17 protein-coding genes are annotated in these 15,806 nt (G+C 67.3%); 13 read left to right on the forward strand and 4 right to left on the reverse strand.

Translation table 11 applies throughout. The features are described from left to right. Nucleotides 1-124 precede the first annotated feature (124 nt). The 7 genes from IEY63_RS03860 (at nt 125) to IEY63_RS03890 (ending at nt 7,771) form a co-directional block, all read left to right on the forward strand. Nucleotides 125-385, forward strand: coding sequence for a DUF1990 family protein (locus IEY63_RS03860; RefSeq protein WP_189067616.1), 261 nt, complete (start codon nt 125-127; stop codon nt 383-385). Nucleotides 386-481: 96 nt separating this feature from the next. Beyond that, nucleotides 482-1,354, forward strand: coding sequence for a PhzF family phenazine biosynthesis protein (locus IEY63_RS03865; protein WP_229784457.1), 873 nt, complete (start codon nt 482-484; stop codon nt 1,352-1,354). Between the two features lie 44 nt (nt 1,355-1,398). Beyond that, on the forward strand, nt 1,399-2,430 hold the full coding sequence (gene rlmN, locus IEY63_RS03870) for a dual-specificity RNA methyltransferase RlmN (RefSeq protein ID WP_189067617.1): 1,032 nt from the start codon (nt 1,399-1,401) through the stop codon (nt 2,428-2,430). 91 nt (nt 2,431-2,521) lie between these two features. Further along, complete coding sequence (locus IEY63_RS03875; RefSeq protein WP_308425099.1) at nt 2,522-4,111, forward strand: tetratricopeptide repeat protein; 1,590 nt, start codon at nt 2,522-2,524, stop codon at nt 4,109-4,111. Further along, nucleotides 4,108-5,169, forward strand: a complete 1,062-nt coding sequence (locus IEY63_RS03880; RefSeq protein WP_189067618.1) for an SPOR domain-containing protein — start codon at nt 4,108-4,110, stop codon at nt 5,167-5,169. The genes IEY63_RS03875 and IEY63_RS03880 overlap by 4 nt, the downstream gene beginning before the upstream one ends. Before the next feature lie 2 nt (nt 5,170-5,171). After that, a complete protein-coding gene (locus IEY63_RS03885; RefSeq protein WP_189067619.1) occupies nt 5,172-5,870 on the forward strand; it encodes a redox-sensing transcriptional repressor Rex in 699 nt (232 codons plus the stop codon). After that, nucleotides 5,867-7,771 carry a hypothetical protein gene (locus IEY63_RS03890; protein ID WP_189067620.1) on the forward strand — a complete coding sequence of 635 codons (1,905 nt, stop codon included), beginning with the start codon at nt 5,867-5,869 and terminating at the stop codon, nt 7,769-7,771. The genes IEY63_RS03885 and IEY63_RS03890 overlap by 4 nt, the downstream gene beginning before the upstream one ends. Before the next feature lie 52 nt (nt 7,772-7,823). Here the strand turns inward: IEY63_RS03890 and IEY63_RS03895 are convergent, their stop codons facing one another. The 4 genes from IEY63_RS03895 to IEY63_RS03910 form a co-directional block, all read right to left on the reverse strand. Continuing rightward, nucleotides 7,824-8,222, reverse strand: a complete 399-nt coding sequence (locus IEY63_RS03895) for a barstar family protein (RefSeq protein ID WP_189067621.1) — start codon at nt 8,220-8,222, stop codon at nt 7,824-7,826. Next, nucleotides 8,219-8,698, reverse strand: a complete 480-nt coding sequence (locus IEY63_RS03900) for a guanyl-specific ribonuclease (RefSeq protein ID WP_229784458.1) — start codon at nt 8,696-8,698, stop codon at nt 8,219-8,221. Before IEY63_RS03900 ends, IEY63_RS03895 begins: the two co-directional genes overlap by 4 nt. A 4-nt stretch (nt 8,699-8,702) precedes the next feature. Further along, nucleotides 8,703-9,710, reverse strand: a complete 1,008-nt coding sequence (locus IEY63_RS03905) for a heme-dependent oxidative N-demethylase subunit alpha family protein (RefSeq protein WP_189067622.1) — start codon at nt 9,708-9,710, stop codon at nt 8,703-8,705. A gap of 63 nt (nt 9,711-9,773) precedes the next feature. Next, a complete protein-coding gene (locus tag IEY63_RS03910; protein WP_189067623.1) occupies nt 9,774-10,598 on the reverse strand; it encodes an undecaprenyl-diphosphate phosphatase in 825 nt (274 codons plus the stop codon). Nucleotides 10,599-10,679: 81 nt separating this feature from the next. Between IEY63_RS03910 and IEY63_RS03915 the strand changes: the two genes are divergently transcribed. The 6 genes from IEY63_RS03915 (at nt 10,680) to IEY63_RS03940 (ending at nt 15,763) form a co-directional block, all read left to right on the forward strand. Further along, a complete protein-coding gene (locus tag IEY63_RS03915; protein WP_189067624.1) occupies nt 10,680-11,474 on the forward strand; it encodes an aminoglycoside phosphotransferase family protein in 795 nt (264 codons plus the stop codon). 220 nt (nt 11,475-11,694) lie between these two features. Further along, nucleotides 11,695-12,441 (forward strand): 30S ribosomal protein S2, encoded by a 747-nt coding sequence (gene rpsB / locus IEY63_RS03920; RefSeq protein WP_189067625.1) that lies wholly within the window; start codon nt 11,695-11,697, stop codon nt 12,439-12,441. 137 nt (nt 12,442-12,578) lie between these two features. Next, the gene (gene tsf / locus IEY63_RS03925; RefSeq protein WP_046842665.1) at nt 12,579-13,373 is read left to right on the forward strand and encodes a translation elongation factor Ts; all 795 of its coding nucleotides are present in this window, start codon (nt 12,579-12,581) and stop codon (nt 13,371-13,373) included. 150 nt (nt 13,374-13,523) lie between these two features. Continuing rightward, nucleotides 13,524-14,231 (forward strand): UMP kinase, encoded by a 708-nt coding sequence (gene pyrH, locus IEY63_RS03930; RefSeq protein ID WP_189067626.1) that lies wholly within the window; start codon nt 13,524-13,526, stop codon nt 14,229-14,231. 70 nt (nt 14,232-14,301) lie between these two features. Next, complete coding sequence (gene frr, locus IEY63_RS03935; protein ID WP_189067627.1) at nt 14,302-14,853, forward strand: ribosome recycling factor; 552 nt, start codon at nt 14,302-14,304, stop codon at nt 14,851-14,853. Between the two features lie 79 nt (nt 14,854-14,932). Continuing rightward, entirely contained in the window at nt 14,933-15,763 is an 831-nt protein-coding gene (locus tag IEY63_RS03940; protein ID WP_189067628.1) for a phosphatidate cytidylyltransferase, read from the forward strand. The last annotated feature ends 43 nt before the right edge of the window (nt 15,764-15,806 follow it).

Below are 15,806 nucleotides of genomic sequence, written 5' to 3' on the forward strand. Positions count from 1 at the left end.
ACCGGTCTGTCGCTGCTCGTGCCAACCGCCCGGAATCAGGACCGCCGCCGCCGCACACGGTGTCAGCCGCTACCCACGAACGCCGTGACATCCGGCGATCTGCGGCCTGAGGTCGGCGGGGGCGATGGGAAGGTCCAGTGGCGGTAGCGGCTCACGCCCCGCTGGGACACGTCAAGCTCGTGGTGGCCGCGCATGTATCTTGAGCTCACTGGCTCTGGCGTTCTGCGACCGCGTGACTGATGTGATCGACGAGCCGCGCCGCTGGGGTTTCACGTACGCCACGCTGCCCGGCTGCCCGGAGCGGGGCGCGGAGGACGGCCGGATCGACTGGCATGCCGACCACCGCGTAACGTTCATGGTGCGGGCGGTCCGCCAGCCCGGGTAGCGCCTGCTGCGTCCGGCTCTGGCGTAGCTTCAGCGTCAGGTCACTCGTCAAGACCTGCGGGGCCTCGTGCGGTTGTCCGGCGCCCAGAATGACTGCATGAACGCGCCTGAGTCCGCACGTCCTGCCCCGTCTGCCCCTCCCAGCCTGTACCGCGCCCTGCCGGACCGTGGTGAGGGCGGCAAGCTCGTGGCGGTCTTCCCGGGTTCCGGGGATGAGCAGGCGCGGGCGGCTGCGGTGGGCGCGCCACTGAGTGTGTTCGTGCAGTCGGCTGACCCGACCGGCGTGCAGCTGCGGGTGTTCACGCCAACGCGCGAGAAGGGCAGCAGTGACAGCGCCGCCATCGCTGCGCTAAGCGCCCTGCGCGTTCCGGTGGGCCTGCTGGACGTGGTGGAGGTCACGCAGGGCGATCCGGAGGCGGGCGGTGAGGTGCAGAGCGCGCAGCTGTGCGGCGGCGAGTGGGTGCTGCGGCAGGGCCTCGCGGTGGCGGGGGCGGTCAGCGCCGACCTCTCCCCCATCGGTCTGGGCGGGCTGGGCGCGTGGACGGGCAGTACGGGTCGCCCGAACCTGGTGGCCGAACTGCCCACCCTGGCCGCCCTGGACGCTTTTGAACCCGATGATGAGGCCATCAGGATGGTGAACCGCGCGACCGATACGACGGGCCTCGTGCTGTACACCCTGGGCGGGCCGGGCCGGGTGGACGTGAGCTTCCGGGCGTTCGGGCCACTCAAGGGCTTCTCGGAGGACGCCGCGAGCAGCAACATGCTGGCCTGCTTGGTGGGCGTGCTGGGTCTTCGCGTCCAGCTGCCTGCGGACGTGAATCTGCTGCGGGCCGCGCAGCGCCGCCCCGGTCAGCCGGCCCGCCTCAGCGCGCAGTTCGCGTCACTTCAGGGTGGTGTGGAGGTCTGGGTGGGCGGTACCGCCACGCCGGAAGAACCAGCGGGTTCGCCCGGCGTCCCGCGTAGAGCATGAAGAGCCTCACGGAGGAGCGCGGGACTGACCTTTAGACTATTCCCATGGAGCTGTTACTCGACCTTCACCCCGACGCCTATCCCCTTGAGGGCTTCCGGCGTCGGCAACTGCTCGACTGGGTGTTCGGGCAGGGCGTCGGCACCTTCGATGCCATGACCAACCTTCCCGCCCCCACCCGGCAACAGCTGACCGAGTCGTACCACCTGAACCCCTTCAAGCTGATCGAGACGGTCCGCAGCGCCGACGGCAGCGTGAAGTACCTGTTCACGCTGCACGACGGCCGGCAGATGGAAGCGGTCTACATGCCGTACCTGGACCGCAAGACCATCTGTGTGTCCACCATGGTGGGCTGCCCGGCCCGCTGCGCGTTCTGCGCGACCGGCGCGATGGGTTTCGGGCGCAACCTGACCCCCGGCGAGATCGTCGGGCAGGTGCTGGCCGTCGCTGGCGGCGAGGATATTACCCCGCGCGAGATCCGCAACTTGGTGTTCATGGGCATGGGCGAGGCCATGCTGAACTACGACCACACCATGCTGGCCGCCCGCATCCTGCTGCACCCGGACGCGCTGGGCATGAGCAAGCGCCGCGTGACGCTCTCGACCGTCGGGATTGCCAAGGGCATCAAACGCCTGGCGGCCGAGGATGACCTGGGCATCAAGCTGGCGATCAGCCTGCACGCCCCGGATGAGGATACCCGCCGGCGGATCATTCCGACCGGGCAGGTGAACTCCATCGAGGAAATCATGAGTGCCGCCCGCGAGTACCAGGACGTCACAGGCCGGCGCATCACCATGGAGTACACCATGCTGCGCGGCATCAACGACCACCTGTGGCAGGCCGAGCTGCTGGCTGAACTGCTGCGCGGCCTGGTCAGCCACGTGAACCTGATCCCTATGAACCCGTGGCCCGGCTCGGACTTCGAGAGCAGCACAGAGGAGCAGATTCAGGCCTTCTACGACCTGCTGGAAGCCAGAGGAGTGGATGTCAGCGTGCGCCGGTCACGCGGACGCGATGCGGGCGCCGCCTGCGGCCAGCTGGCGCTGAAACGGCCCGGCGCGACCAGCGGCGCCGCCTGAGCGCACGCGCCACTTCATGAAGATGAGTAAGGGTTAGGAGAGACGTTAATGCTACGCTACAGGCGTTTCCGCACATCAGGAGGCCATTAAGGTGACATACACACGTACCGTTCTGCTAGGACTCACCCTGGCCCTCGGCTCGCAGGGCGTGGCTCAGACCATGCTTGAAACCGCCACGACCATCGGCGTTCAGAACACCCTGCAGACCACCAGCCCCGCCCTGCCCAAAGTGACCGTCCCCACCACGGGCAGCGCCGCCACGACCACCGTCACGCCACCGGTCGTGACGCCCCTCACGGCAGATCAGATCACGCTGCTGGCGCAGGCCCGCGCGGCCTACCAGGCCAACCGGCTGCCCGAAGCGCGCCGCCTGTACGAGCAGCTGGTCACGCAGAACTACACCAACCCAGCGCCGCACTTCGGGCTGGCCCTCACGCTGTTCGCGCAGCGGGACGATAAAGGCGCCGCCTTTGAACTTCAGCAGTTCGTGGCGCTCGCCCCGGACCGCTACGAGGGCCCCTACAACCTGGGCGTGATTGCCAGCCGCGGCGGCCAGCACGACGACGCCCTGAAGTTCTACACGCAGGCCGCGACGCTCATGAGCGGTCAGGCCGCGCCCGACGAGCAGCGGCAGGTGCTCGAAGCGCTGGCCGCCGAGCAGACCCGCAAGGCGGACTTCACGGCACTCAGCGCCACCCTGGGCAGCCTGAACACCCTGGTCCCCCAGGACCTGGACGTGCAGTACCGTCTGGCGCAGGCCCGCACCCTGAGTGGACAGGGGGCCGCCGCACTGCCGGGCGTGTACGCCCTGTTGCAGGCGGACCCGGCCCGCGCGGACGCCGCGCTGCTCCTCGCGGACATCTACGTCGCCCAGGGCCTCCCCGACCGCGCGCTGCGCGAACTGGACGCCGCCACCCCCCGCGTGAAGACCGGCGAGGACCGCGCGGCCCTCCTGCTGCGCAAGGCCACCATCCTCACGCAGACGGGCGATACCCGCGCCGCCGTCTTCGCCGCGCAGGCCGCCACCCGCGAGGACCCCAAGAACGCCGCCGCATTCGCCCGTGAAGGCGAGCTGCGCACCCTGCGGAACGACCGCCCAGGCGCCCTCACCGCGTACCTGAATGCCGTGAAACTTGAGCCGCAGAGCGCCCCCTACCGGGCCGCACTGGCCGGCGTGCGCCTCACCATGGGCCAGAACGCCCAGGCGCAGGCCGACGCCGCGCGCGCCCTGACCCTGCGCCCCGACGACGCCACCCTGGCCCGCGCCCTCTTCGTGCAGGGCGTCGCCGCGTACCGCCTGGGCCAGTACGCCCAGGCCCGCGCCGCGCTCACCTCCAGCCAGAACCGCGCGCCCAGCGCCGACACCGCCCTGTGGCTGGGCCTCACCGCGTACGCCGCCAAGGACTACCCCGCCGCAGCCAGTGCCCTGGCCGACAGCGTGAAACTCGACCCGACGCCCACCGCCCGCCTGAACCTGGGCAGCGCCCTGCTCGCCAATGCCCGCTACGCCGAGGCGGAAGCCGTGCTGCGCGGCCTGGTCAGCGAGAACCCAAAGAACGCCGAGGCGTGGTTCCTGCTGGGCCTCACGCAGCGTGCCCAGGCACGCGAAACGGACGCCCGCACCTCCCTGAAGACGGCCGCCGCGCTGGGCAACGCCCGCGCCCAGGAGGCCCTGAAGTGAGCCGCGCCGCCGGACCCCGCCGCTGGCCGGACCTCATGATCGGCGCACTCGTCGTGCTGCTGATGGGCGGCTTCGGAACGCTGCTGCTGCGCCCCCAGTCCACCGCACCCGTCAGCGCCCCCACCTCCGACCACGAGGCGGACGCCGCCCCCGTCATTCCCGGCGCGCCCGGTAGCACCGACAGCGCCGGGAGCACCGCCACGGCGCAAACCACGGCGATCACGCCGACCGATCCGGACACCACCCAGACGGCGGCAGGCGACGCGGCCGACACCACGCCCACCGACGCAGGCACCACCACTGGCACCGACACGTCCGCCCCGGCCACGGAGGCGCCCCCGGTCATTGCGGCCGCGCCCATCGGCACCCCGGACCCCGCCTTGACCGGCCAGACCACCGACACGCCAGCTGACACGGCCGCACCGACGGACAGCGCAGACACCACCCCGGACGACACCACCACCAGCCCCGCGGCGCGTGCCGGCGGCGCCGTGCCCACCAGCGAACAGCGCACCCCGCTGCGCAGCGACTACCGCATCACACTCGGCACCTTCAGCAGCGTCGAGGCGGCACAGAAAGCCGCGCAGGGCGTGAGCACCCTCGGGTACACCGTGTACCCCATCGACCTCGGCTCGCAGGTCGTCGCGCAAATCGGCCCCTTCTCGGACGAAACCACCGCCCGTCAAGCCCTCGCGGACGTGCAGCGCGCCGCGCCCAGCGCGGTTCTCTACCCGCCCAAGGACCGGAGCCTGAGTACTAACGCGCCGGCCACGACTACGCCCGCGACTAACACTCCGGCAGCTACTGAATCCACTCCAGCCGCCACACCCGCTCCCAGCAGCGACAGCCCCACCTACCTGCAGGTCGGCGCGTTCGACCGCCTTGAAAGCGCACAAAACCTCGTGCAGCAGCTGCGCGACCTCGGGTACAACCCCACGGTAAACGCCCCCGCCGATAAGAAAGTCACCGTGCTCGTCGGCCCGTACACCGGCGACCCCCTCTCCCGCACCGAGGCGCGACTCAAGCAGAACGGCCTCGACAGCTTCCGGGTCCGCTGAACGTGGCTGAAATTCCCACCGCCGCCATCAGCCGCCTCGTCACCTACCTGCGCATCCTTGAACAGCTGGAGTTGCAGGACGTCAGCCGCACCAGCAGCACCGACCTCGCCGAGCGAGCTGGCGTGACCGCCTTCCAGGTTCGGAAGGATCTCGCGTACTTCGGCCGCTTCGGCACGCGCGGCATGGGATACACCGTGCCCATCCTGAAACGCGAACTGGTGCGCGTCCTGGGTCTGAACCGCAGCTGGAACGTCGTCATCGTCGGCGTGGGCCGCCTCGGACAGGCCATCGCCAACTACCCCGGCGCCAGCGACTACCAGTTCCAGTACGTGGGCCTGTTCGACGTGAATCCCGACCTGATCGGCACGCAGGTCCGCGGCCTGACCGTGCACCACCTCGACACCCTGCGAGACTTCACGCAGCAGCACCCCGTCGACATGGGCTTCCTGGCCGTCCCACCCGACCGCGCGCAGGACGCCGCACAATCGCTTGCAGATGCAGGTGTGAAAGGTATCCTAAACTTCGCCCCCACCGTCATTCAGCCCCGCACCATCGACCGCCCGGGCCACACCGACCTCAGCGAAGAGTGGCGCGGCGTGATCGTGGAGAACGTCGACTTCCTCGCCGGGATGAAACGCCTCGCCTTCTACATCCTCAATCCCCACCTCAAAGACGCCCCCAACCCGGAGGACCCCGCATGAAGAAACTCTCCCTCCTCACCCTGCCCCTCCTGCTCGCCGCCTGTGGTAGCAACGGCACACCAAGCTCCTCGTCTGTGACGGCCACCAGCAGTGTCACCAATGTAACGGCCAGCGACGGCAAATTTAGCGGAACGGTCCCCGTCACCTTCACCAACAAGGCCGGCAGCAAGGCCGTCACCATCAACTCCGCCACGCTCACCTGGACGGATCCCACCACCAAGACCAGCAAGACCGAGACGGTCACCATTCCAGCCGTCACCCTCCCTGCCGGCCTTACCTGCGCTGCCGCTCAGAGTAACCCCACCGCCAGCTGCAACTTCAACGACGCAGGCACCACCTTTGCTGACCGGAGCCTCAGCACCACCATCAACGAGTCGGACCTGTTCAGCAAGGTGTTGAGTCAGAACCCCAGCGCTACGAATCTGCCTGTGAGTGTTCAGTTCAACAACACGCAGAACGTTCTGCCGTTCACCTTCAGCGCAAACCAGCAGAGTACCCCTGGTCCCACTGATGAGAAGCAGCCCGCGCCACTCATCACTCTGAACACCTCCGGTACGGCTCCTTACAGCGGCAACCTGTCCGTGACCGTTTCCGGTAATTTCGACGTGACCAGTACTGTCAAGAGCCTCGTTCTTCAGGTGACCGACAGCAAGGGCAATGTCGACAACACGACGTATGTCAGCTCGAATCCCAGCGCGACATTCAGCATCGACACCTCCAAATACCCGGACGGCGCCCTGACCCTGAAGGCGATCGCCTTGACCGCCAGTGGCCTTCGTGGTGAGAGCACCTCGCAGACCGTGCAGATTCAGAACGTCTCCTCCCCGGCCATCAGCATCGTGAGTCCGGACAGCGGCGCCACCCTGACTGGCCCCACCACCGTTCGCGTTCAACTGCGGCAGTCCACCAGTTCGTTCACCCTCAAACCCCTTGACAGCAGCGGCAACGATGTACGCATTGATGTGCGCGACTTCAGCGGTAAGATCGTCAAAACGGTCTACGGCAAAGCCGTGAAGATCAGTGACGGCATTTACGAGGCGTACGCCCCGATCGATCTGATCGGCTCAGACTTCTCCAGCAACAGCTATTTCATTGAGGCGACCGCGCAGGCCGTTCTGGCCGATAGCAGCACGCGCACGCTCAGCGCCACCACGACCGTGACCACCCAGGTGAGTGATAACAAGCCGCCCGCGCTGAGCATCCTCATGCCGGCATACATTACTGATCCTTACAAGGCCGACGGGCGCGTGACGTTCTCACGTAAATCAGCCCTGATGATTCAGGCCAGCGACGATAACGGCATCAGCAGCATCCGCGTGGACCTCGTCTGTGATCCGGCCACCGCTGTCATCGGTCAGACCTGCCCCACTGCACCGTACCAGTACAATTTCCCCGTCGGCCTGGCCGGGAAGATCTTCCGCGTCTTCACGCTGGGCGCCATGATGGACGGCCAGCCCTACGTGCAGGACGGCAACTACACGATGCGGGTCATCGCGTATGACGGCAGCAACGCCAACGTGCAGGAGTTCCCGATTCGTGTGGCTCGCAACACGGCAGCCGTGACGATTGGGCAACTCGACCCCAATCAGGAAATCGTGACTACCGTCGTGCCGGACGCCACCCCGGGCGCGCTGAACCCCACCTCGGCTACTTGGACCCTGCCGGGCAGTGCCAACCACGTGCGCGTCGCCACACTGTTCTACAGCGGTGAACAGGCGGTCGAACTTCCGGCAGAAGTCGGCATCAATCCTGAAACCTCTATCAACAACCTGTCCATCAGCGCCAGCTTCATTGAGGAGGGTTTTTACCGCTACGACTTCATCATTGAGGATCTGGATACCGGGGTCACCCGCTATTACCAGGGTGCCACTGTTCGCGTGAAGAAGAATCCCACCAACTGAATTCATTCGTTCAGGTACGAGCAGGGCCCTAAAACAGGGTCCTGCTTTTTATTTACCAGCCGTTGGGGTCGTGATCGGGTTCTTCAGTGAGAAGCCAGAGTTTTCGGTCCTGCTGGCTGGCGTCCTGTTGGGCGTCCAAGAGGACGCGTTCCAGGTCGCGGGTGAGGTGCGGGTGGCGGCGGCGGAAGTGGCTGTAGTCGCATAGGAGGAGAGCGAAGCGGTCGCTGATCTGGCTGGGGTCGGTCAGGACGTCGTAGAGGGCGTCCCAGTTGCGTCCGAAGGAGTCGCGCAGGCCCAGGCCTTTGAGGAAGGCGAGCATCAGGGTGTCCTTGTCGTGAACACCGCCGAAGTTGATTTCACGCACGCTGATCTGGTAACCAGCGGCGATGATGCGGGGTTCGTGGGGGGCGGCCTGCAAGCCCTGGGGCGGCTCGTTGAAGATCTGGATCATGGCTGAACGCTCCGGAAGGTGCGGTAGTGGTCGGCGGTGTAATAGCAGTCGTCGGTGCGCGTGTCGGGCTGACCGCCGCAGATGAGGCGCCGCGCGCCGCGGTCCGTCTCGCCGGGTGTGGGGACGGTATACTCGCGGTAGTAGCCGCTGGGCTGCTGGGGCAGGCGGCGTTCGCGGTTGCCGAAGGTGCTGCCGTCCTTGGCGTAGCGGAACGGGCCGCCCTGCGCGATCTGGCGCAGGACCTGCTGTCCCTCCCGGGGCAGGGCACTTAGGGGCACTTCCCGGCTGGTTGAGGGGCGCTGCGTGGACTGCCGGGTGGTCTGGCCCGGGTCGACCGCCCCGCTGTTGGTGGTGACGGTGGTGCGTGTGGTGACCTGGGTGCTCTGATCGCGGATGACGGTGGCGTTGTCTCCTGGGGCGGCGCAGGCTCCCAGCAGGGTCATGAGCAGAAGGAAGGTGGGGCAGGCGGGCTTCACCCGGTCAGTCTAGGTTGCGCTCCCTGAGCCACCGCAGCAGATCACCTTGCAGGTGGGTTAATCCCTTGTACGTGATCTGCTCGGGCGTCATGGACTCGATGGCCGCCTCGAGGGCCTGCGCGTGCGCGGGGGTCTGCACGGCCTCCCGCAGTGGGTGGATCAGTGGGCGGATGGTGAACAGCGCGCCGTGCGCGTCCGGGAAGCCGGTCAGCGTCTGACGTTCCACCCGCAGGAACGCGCGATCAGGGTTGAAGCGGGTGTGTTCGGCGCGGTCAGCGTCGGGCGGCGAGGCCGGGTGGTGGTCCAGGCGATCCGTCATGCTGATGCCCCACGCGAAGCGGATGAACGGCCCTCGTGTGACGGCCGCCTCCACGAGTCGGGGCGCGGTGGCGTTCATGGGCCCGCTGCCTGCCACAGGTTCATGCACGGTACGGAAGTCGCGGCCCAGCTTGTCGCGCGGATCCCAGTGCTGCGGCAGCAGGACGTGCGTGGCGGCCAGCCAGTCCGCGCCCGTGTGGGGGTCGCGGGCGATGAGCGCGAGGTCTTCCTGCGCGTTCAGGCCCAGGAAATCCAGGGCGTGGAGGGGCTGCACGTGGGTGACCAGAGATGAGTGCGAAGCGGCGTGGCGGCGCAGGTCTGTCAGTGCGTTCCAGCGTGGGTCGAGGGTGGCCTGCCAGCCCAGCAGGTCGTTCCGCAACCGCGTGCCGTCCCAGGTGATCGCCCCGCCACTGTCGCGGGCCAGGCCAGTGGCTATGCGGGTCAGGGCTGCCTCGCGCAGGTCTGGGGTGAGGGCAGCCTCGCCCATGTACTCGTGCGGGGCGCGGGCGTGTGCGGCGACCTTGCCCGCGATGAATGCGGGGTACGCGTCGTCCAGCGTGAAGGTGTGCCCCTCGGGGCGGGGGTCGTCCAGCCACGGAATGGGCTGCTGGCCCATCCGGTACAGTCCGGCGGACACGGTGTACGTCCCGTTCAGGAACGGGCGGTAGAGGGTGGGTGGGGCCACGCCCCGCATTCTGGCAGGACAGCAGTGGGGGCGGCCGGTCACCTGGATCAGGCCGCCCCCGCTGTCCGAGTGTCAGGCGAGGTTGCCGTTGTTCAGGACGCCCGCCGCGATCAGCACGAGGATCAGCACCCCGACCACGACGCGGTAGATCGCGAAGGGTTTGAAGTTGTTGGTGGACACGAAGCGCAGCAGCCACCCGATGGACAGGTACGCCACGACGAAGCTCACGGCGGCGCCCAGCAGCACGTTCAGCACGCCGATCTCCGCGAGGATGTCGCGGCTCTTGATGAAGTCCAGCAGGGCCGCGCCGCCCAGGGTGGGCACGCCCAGGTAGAAGCTGAACTTCGTGGCGGTGGGCCGGTCGAGGCCCAGCACCATGCCGCCCAGGATGGAGCTCGCGGAGCGGGAGAAGCCGGGCCACAGCAGGGCGAGGCACTGCAGCGCGCCGATCAGCAGGGAGCGGCGCACACCGATCTTCTCGATGGCGTCCACGTTGGGCGTGACGCGACGGCTCTCGATCAGCCACATCAGGATGCCGCCCACGATCAGCGCCCAGGCGACCACGCTGGGCCGGAACAGGTACGCCTTGATGGTGTCGCCGAACAGCACGCCCAGGATCACGGCGGGAATGCAGGCCACGACCACGCCCAGCCACAGGTTCTGCTGGATCTTATCGCGGCCGATGTGGCGGATCTGTAGAAAGTCCTTCCAGTAGTAGGCGAGCACGGCGAGGATCGCGCCGCCCTGGATGACGACCTCGAAGGTGTCCTTGACTTCCTTGGTCCAGGGCACACCCATCAGGTTGCCGGTGAGGATCAGGTGCCCGGTGGAGCTGATCGGCAGGAACTCGGTGATCCCCTCGACGATCCCGTAAACGATGGCGTAGAACCAGTCCATAAGGGCCAAGTGTAAGCCCTGTCACGCGGGGCGGGGCGTCCCCCTTTGGATGCACCCCCGTTCCGGGGCAGACTGACCGGCATGAGTCTGGACGCGTACCTGACCCACTGGGGGCTGACGCCGGACGGCCCGGCGATCCGCACGCCCAGCAGCGACCTGATGCCCGTGCAATGGCGGGAGCGCCCCGCCATGCTGAAGGTCGCCCGCAGTGTGGAGGAGCAGCGGGGCAACGACCTGATGGTGTGGCTGGACGGGCAGGGCGTAGCGCAGGTGTTCCGGCACGGGTCGGAGGCTTTGCTGCTGGAAAGGTTGGAGGTCACGCCGTCACTGGCCGACTGGGCGCTGAGTGGGCAGGATGACCGGGCAACGCGGGTGCTGTGTGGTGCGGCCGCAGGTATTCATTCAGCACGGGCGCAGCCGGGGCCGAACCTGCCGGATCTGACCCGCTGGTTCCGCGCCCTGGGCCAAGCTCAGGGGCAGGGCGGCGCCTTTGCGCAGGGGTGGGCCACCGCTCAGGCTCTGCTGGTCGACCCACAGGATGTGCGCCCGCTGCACGGGGATCTGCACCACGGGAACGTGCTGCACAGCCCGGAGCGGGGCTGGCTGGTCATCGACCCGAAGGGCCTGATCGGGGAGCGGGCTTTCGATTTTGCGAACATGCTGTGCAACCCGACCCTGGAGCACGCGCTGACGCTGGGCCGGCTGGAGCAGCAATCGGCGCTGATTGCGCGTGAAGCCGGGCTGGACCGCGCGCGCCTGCTGGCGTGGGTGGGGGCATACGCGGCCCTCTCCGCGGCGTGGCATCTAGAGGACGGGCAGGACGAACTGGCCCAGCAGTCACTGTCGGTCTCGGCACTCGCGCACAGCCTCCTCTGACAGCAGCGCTGTCCTCAGGCCGCACTCCTGCCGCGCTCCCCTTCCCGCAGAGGGCCCATATCGCGTATAATTTTCGTTTGGGTGCCCCCGTGATCCTGCCCTGCGCGCTCGAGCGTCGCGCTGCGGCCTGGCCCCACCACATGCGGAAGGACGTTCTTCCTGACGCGGGGCTGGCACGAGGACGGCAAACTTTTCCCGAACACAACGCTCAGGAGTCACCATGTCGTACATCAGCATGAAGCAGCTGCTGGAAGCCGGAGTTCACTTCGGTCACGAAACCAAGCGCTGGAACCCCCGGTTCAAGCGCTTCATCTTCGCCGAGCGCAACGGCATCTTCATCATCGACCTGCAGAAGACCCTCAAGCAGGTCGACCGCAGCTTCGACTTCATCAAGGAACTCTCCGAGCGCGGCGGCGTCATCCTGTTCGTCGGCACGAAGAAGCAGGCCCAGGAGATCGTGGAGCTCGAGGCGCGCCGCACCGGCATGCCCTTCGTCACCAGCCGCTGGCTGGGCGGCATGCTCACGAACTTCAAGACCATGCGCACCCGCATTGACCGCCTGAACGAACTCGACGATCTGTTCGAGTCCGAGCGCGTCAACGACCGCACCAAGGCCGAGCGCATCAAGCTGGCCGCCGAGCGCGAGCGCCTCCAGCGTTTCGTGGGTGGCATCCGCAAGATGACCCGCCTGCCCGACGCGATCTTCGTGGTGGACCCCACCAAGGAAGTCATTGCCGTGCAGGAAGCGAACAAGCTCGGGATTCCCGTGATCGCCCTGGCCGACACCGACAGTGACCCGGATGTCATCGACTACATCGTGCCCGGCAATGACGACGCGATCCGCAGCATCCAGCTGATCACCCACCGCATCGGTGACCTGCTGGTCGAGGCGCGTGGCGGCGGCGAGGACGTCGGCGCGGCCGAAGGCGCCGAGCAGACCGAAGCCACCGAGCAGGCCGAAGCTTAAGATCGGGACATGAGGGGGACGCGTCCCGGCGCAGGCCGATCAAGGGCGCGCCCCCTTTTCCCACTCTGGCTCCCCGAACCGCTCGACCCCGACTCTGAAGCCCACATGCAGGCTTCACGCCCACAGGAGGCAACACCATGCTGGAATCGATCAAGAAACTCCGCGAACTGACCGGCGCGGGCATGATGGACGTCAAGAAGGCCCTCGCTGACGCCGACAACAACGAAGAGAAGGCCATTGCCCTGCTGCGCGAGCGCGGCATCGCCAAGGCCGTCAAGAAGGGCGACCGCGAAGCCAAGGAAGGCATCGTGCGCTTCGCCGTGGACGGCAACCGCGCCGCCATCGTCGAAGTGAACAGCGAGACCGACTTCGTCGCCCGCAACAGCGACTTCCAGGCCGTCGTCGAGAAGCTCGCGCAGGCCGCGCTGGCAGCCAAGACCAGCGATCTGGACACCTTCAAGGCGTACACCGTGGACGGCGAGACCGTCGCCGACCTGGTCGCCGCGACCGCCGGCAAGATCGGTGAGAACATCGTCCTGAACAAGGTCGCGTACCTCGAGGGCAGCACCGTCGCCGGCTACGTGCACAGCAACGGCAAGATCGGCGTGCTCGTGGACGTCGAGGGTGGCAGCGAAGCCCAGGCCAAGGACGTGGCCCTGCACGTCGCTGCCGAGCGCCCCCAGTTCCTCACCCGTGACGAAGTGGACTCCAGCGACATCGAAAAAGAGCGCGAGATCCTCACGAACAAGGCGCTGAACGAAGGCAAGCCCCAGCAGATCGTCGAGAAGATCGTCGAGGGTCAGATCGGCAAGTTCTACTCTGAGAAGGTCCTGCCCGAGCAGGCGTTCGTGAAGGACAACAGCCTGACCGTCGCCAAGTACCTGGGCGGCGCGACCGTGAAGCGCTTCGTCCGCTTCGAGATCGGCGCTTAAAGTCCCTCACAGGCCCCCCGCTGCGGGGGCCTTCGCGCGGCGGCCCGCGCGTCACAGCTGGCCGTACCCGTCAGGGGCACCCGGCAGCCGCCCCGCGCGGTTGCCGGGTGCCCCTGCCCCCATCCCGTCCCCCAACCCCCGAGGTGAAGCATGTTCAAGCGTGTCCTGTTGAAGTTATCTGGTGAGTTCCTGGCTGGCGAGTCGGGCTTCGGGATCAGCCCCGAGACGACGGCCGCGCTGGCCCGGCGCATCACGGACGCGCTGGACGGCACCGACATCGAACTGTCGATCGTGATCGGCGGCGGGAACCTGTGGCGCGGGGCGCGCAACGGGCAGGGCATGGACCCGGCCACCGCCGACTACATCGGCATGCTGGGCACCGTGATGAACGCCATGGCCCTCCAGGACGCCATGGAGAGCGCCGGGCGGCCCACCCGGGTCATGAGCGCCATCCAGATGGCGGCCGTGGCCGAGCCGTACATCCGCCGCCGCGCGATCCGCCACCTGGAAAAGGGCCGCGTCGTGATCTTCGGCGGGGGGAACGGCGCGCCGTTCTTCACGACCGACACGACCAGCACCCTGCGCGCCCTGGAAGTCGGGGCGGACGTCGTGCTGATGGCGAAGAACAAGGTGGACGGCGTGTACGACAGCGACCCCCGCAAGAACCCGGACGCGAAGTTCATCGAGCAGGCCACGCACCTCCAGGTGGTCGAGCAGCGCCTGGAAGTCATGGACGCCACCGCCCTGACGCTGTGCATGGACAAGAATCTGCCCATCGTGGTGTTCGACCTGTTCCAGGACGGCAACCTGCCGCGCCTGTTCCGGGGCGAGCGGGTCGGGACGCTCATTCAGAGCTGAGCCCTGGCCGGGCACGAAGACCACCCCGATCGCTTAGACTGGCGACACTTTCCCGTAAGGAGACTCACCCATGGCTGACATGAAAACCATCCAGGCCGACACCCGCGAGAAGATGGGCAAGGCCATCGAATCGCTTGAAAATAACCTCTCGGTGCTGCGCACGGGCCGCGCCAACCCCGGCATCCTGAAGAAGATCATCGTGGACTACTACGGCAGCACCATGCCCATCGATCAGGTGGCGAGTATCACCACGCCCGACGCCCGCACGCTGGTCATCACGCCCTGGGACCGCGGGGCGCTGAACCCGATCGAGAAAGCCATCCGCGACAGCGACCTGGGCCTGAACCCCAACAACAAGGGCGACACGATCTTCATCAGCCTGCCCATGCTGACCGAGGAGCGCCGACGTGACCTCGTGAAGAACGCCAAGAGCTACTCGGAGGACGCCCGCATCGCCGTGCGCAACATCCGCAAGCACGCGCTGGACGAGGTCAAGAAGGTCGAGGGCATCGGCGACGACGAGATCAAGCGCGGCGAGGCCGACGTGCAGAAAATCACCGACGAGTTCATCGCGCGCGTGGACCAGACCTTCCAGAAGAAGGAGCAGGAAATCCTCGGGTGAGGCCCCCCGCCTCCCCTGCCCGTGACCGCCGGTCTCCCCGGCGGCACTTTCCTATGGTCCGCCTGAGCCCGGAGGCCGCGTGGAATCGCTGAGCAGCCGCGTCCTGACGAGCGTGGTGGGCTTCGCGCTCCTGAGCGTGATCGTGTGGATCGGCTGGGTGGCGCTGCTGCCCGCGCTGATCGTCGTGGCCCTGATGTGCCTGTTCGAGTACATCCGCATGCTGGACCGCAACGACATCGACGTGCGCCGCGTGAGCCTGGGCGTGTTCACGGTCGCGATCATGGTAGCCAGCCTGCCGCTGTGGCCGCACGCGCCGTGGCCCGGCGGGTCGTGGCGCGAGGCGGTGCTGACGGTCGCGCTGGGCTACATGCTGGTCGTGGAGGTCATCCGGCCTGGCGAGCGGCCCCTGGAGCGCATCGTGTACTCGATGTTCGGCCTGCTGTACATCCCGTGGCTGATGGGGTACTTCCTGATGCTGCGCTACAGCCCGGACGCTGGGGACGGCCTGCTGTACTTCGCGCTGCCGCTGCTGGCGACCTTCGCGGCGGATATCGGCGGGTACTTCGTGGGGCACTTCTTCGGGCGGCGCAAGCTCGCGCCGGAGGTCAGTCCCGGCAAGACCGTGGAGGGCTCGGTGGGCGGGCTGGCGTTCAGCTTCCTGGTGGTGCTGGCCCTGACGACCCTCACGCACGTGTGGACGCCGTTCGAGGCGCTGCTGTACTCGATTCTGGTCGCCAGCGCCAGTCAGTTGGGCGACCTGTCCGAAAGCCTGCTCAAGCGGGCGCTGAAGACCAAGGACAGCGGCAGCAGCCTGCCCGGCCACGGGGGATTCCTCGACCGGGTGGACAGCCTGCTGTTCGCGGTGCCCGCCACGTACCTGTTCCTGAACATCAGCGTCTTCACCCGCTAACTGGAACACCAATCGTGCGCGGTCCTGCCGCTTCCGTCCCCCG

Source organism: Deinococcus radiotolerans, from assembly GCF_014647435.1.
In the GTDB taxonomy this organism is placed as follows: domain Bacteria; phylum Deinococcota; class Deinococci; order Deinococcales; family Deinococcaceae; genus Deinococcus; species Deinococcus radiotolerans.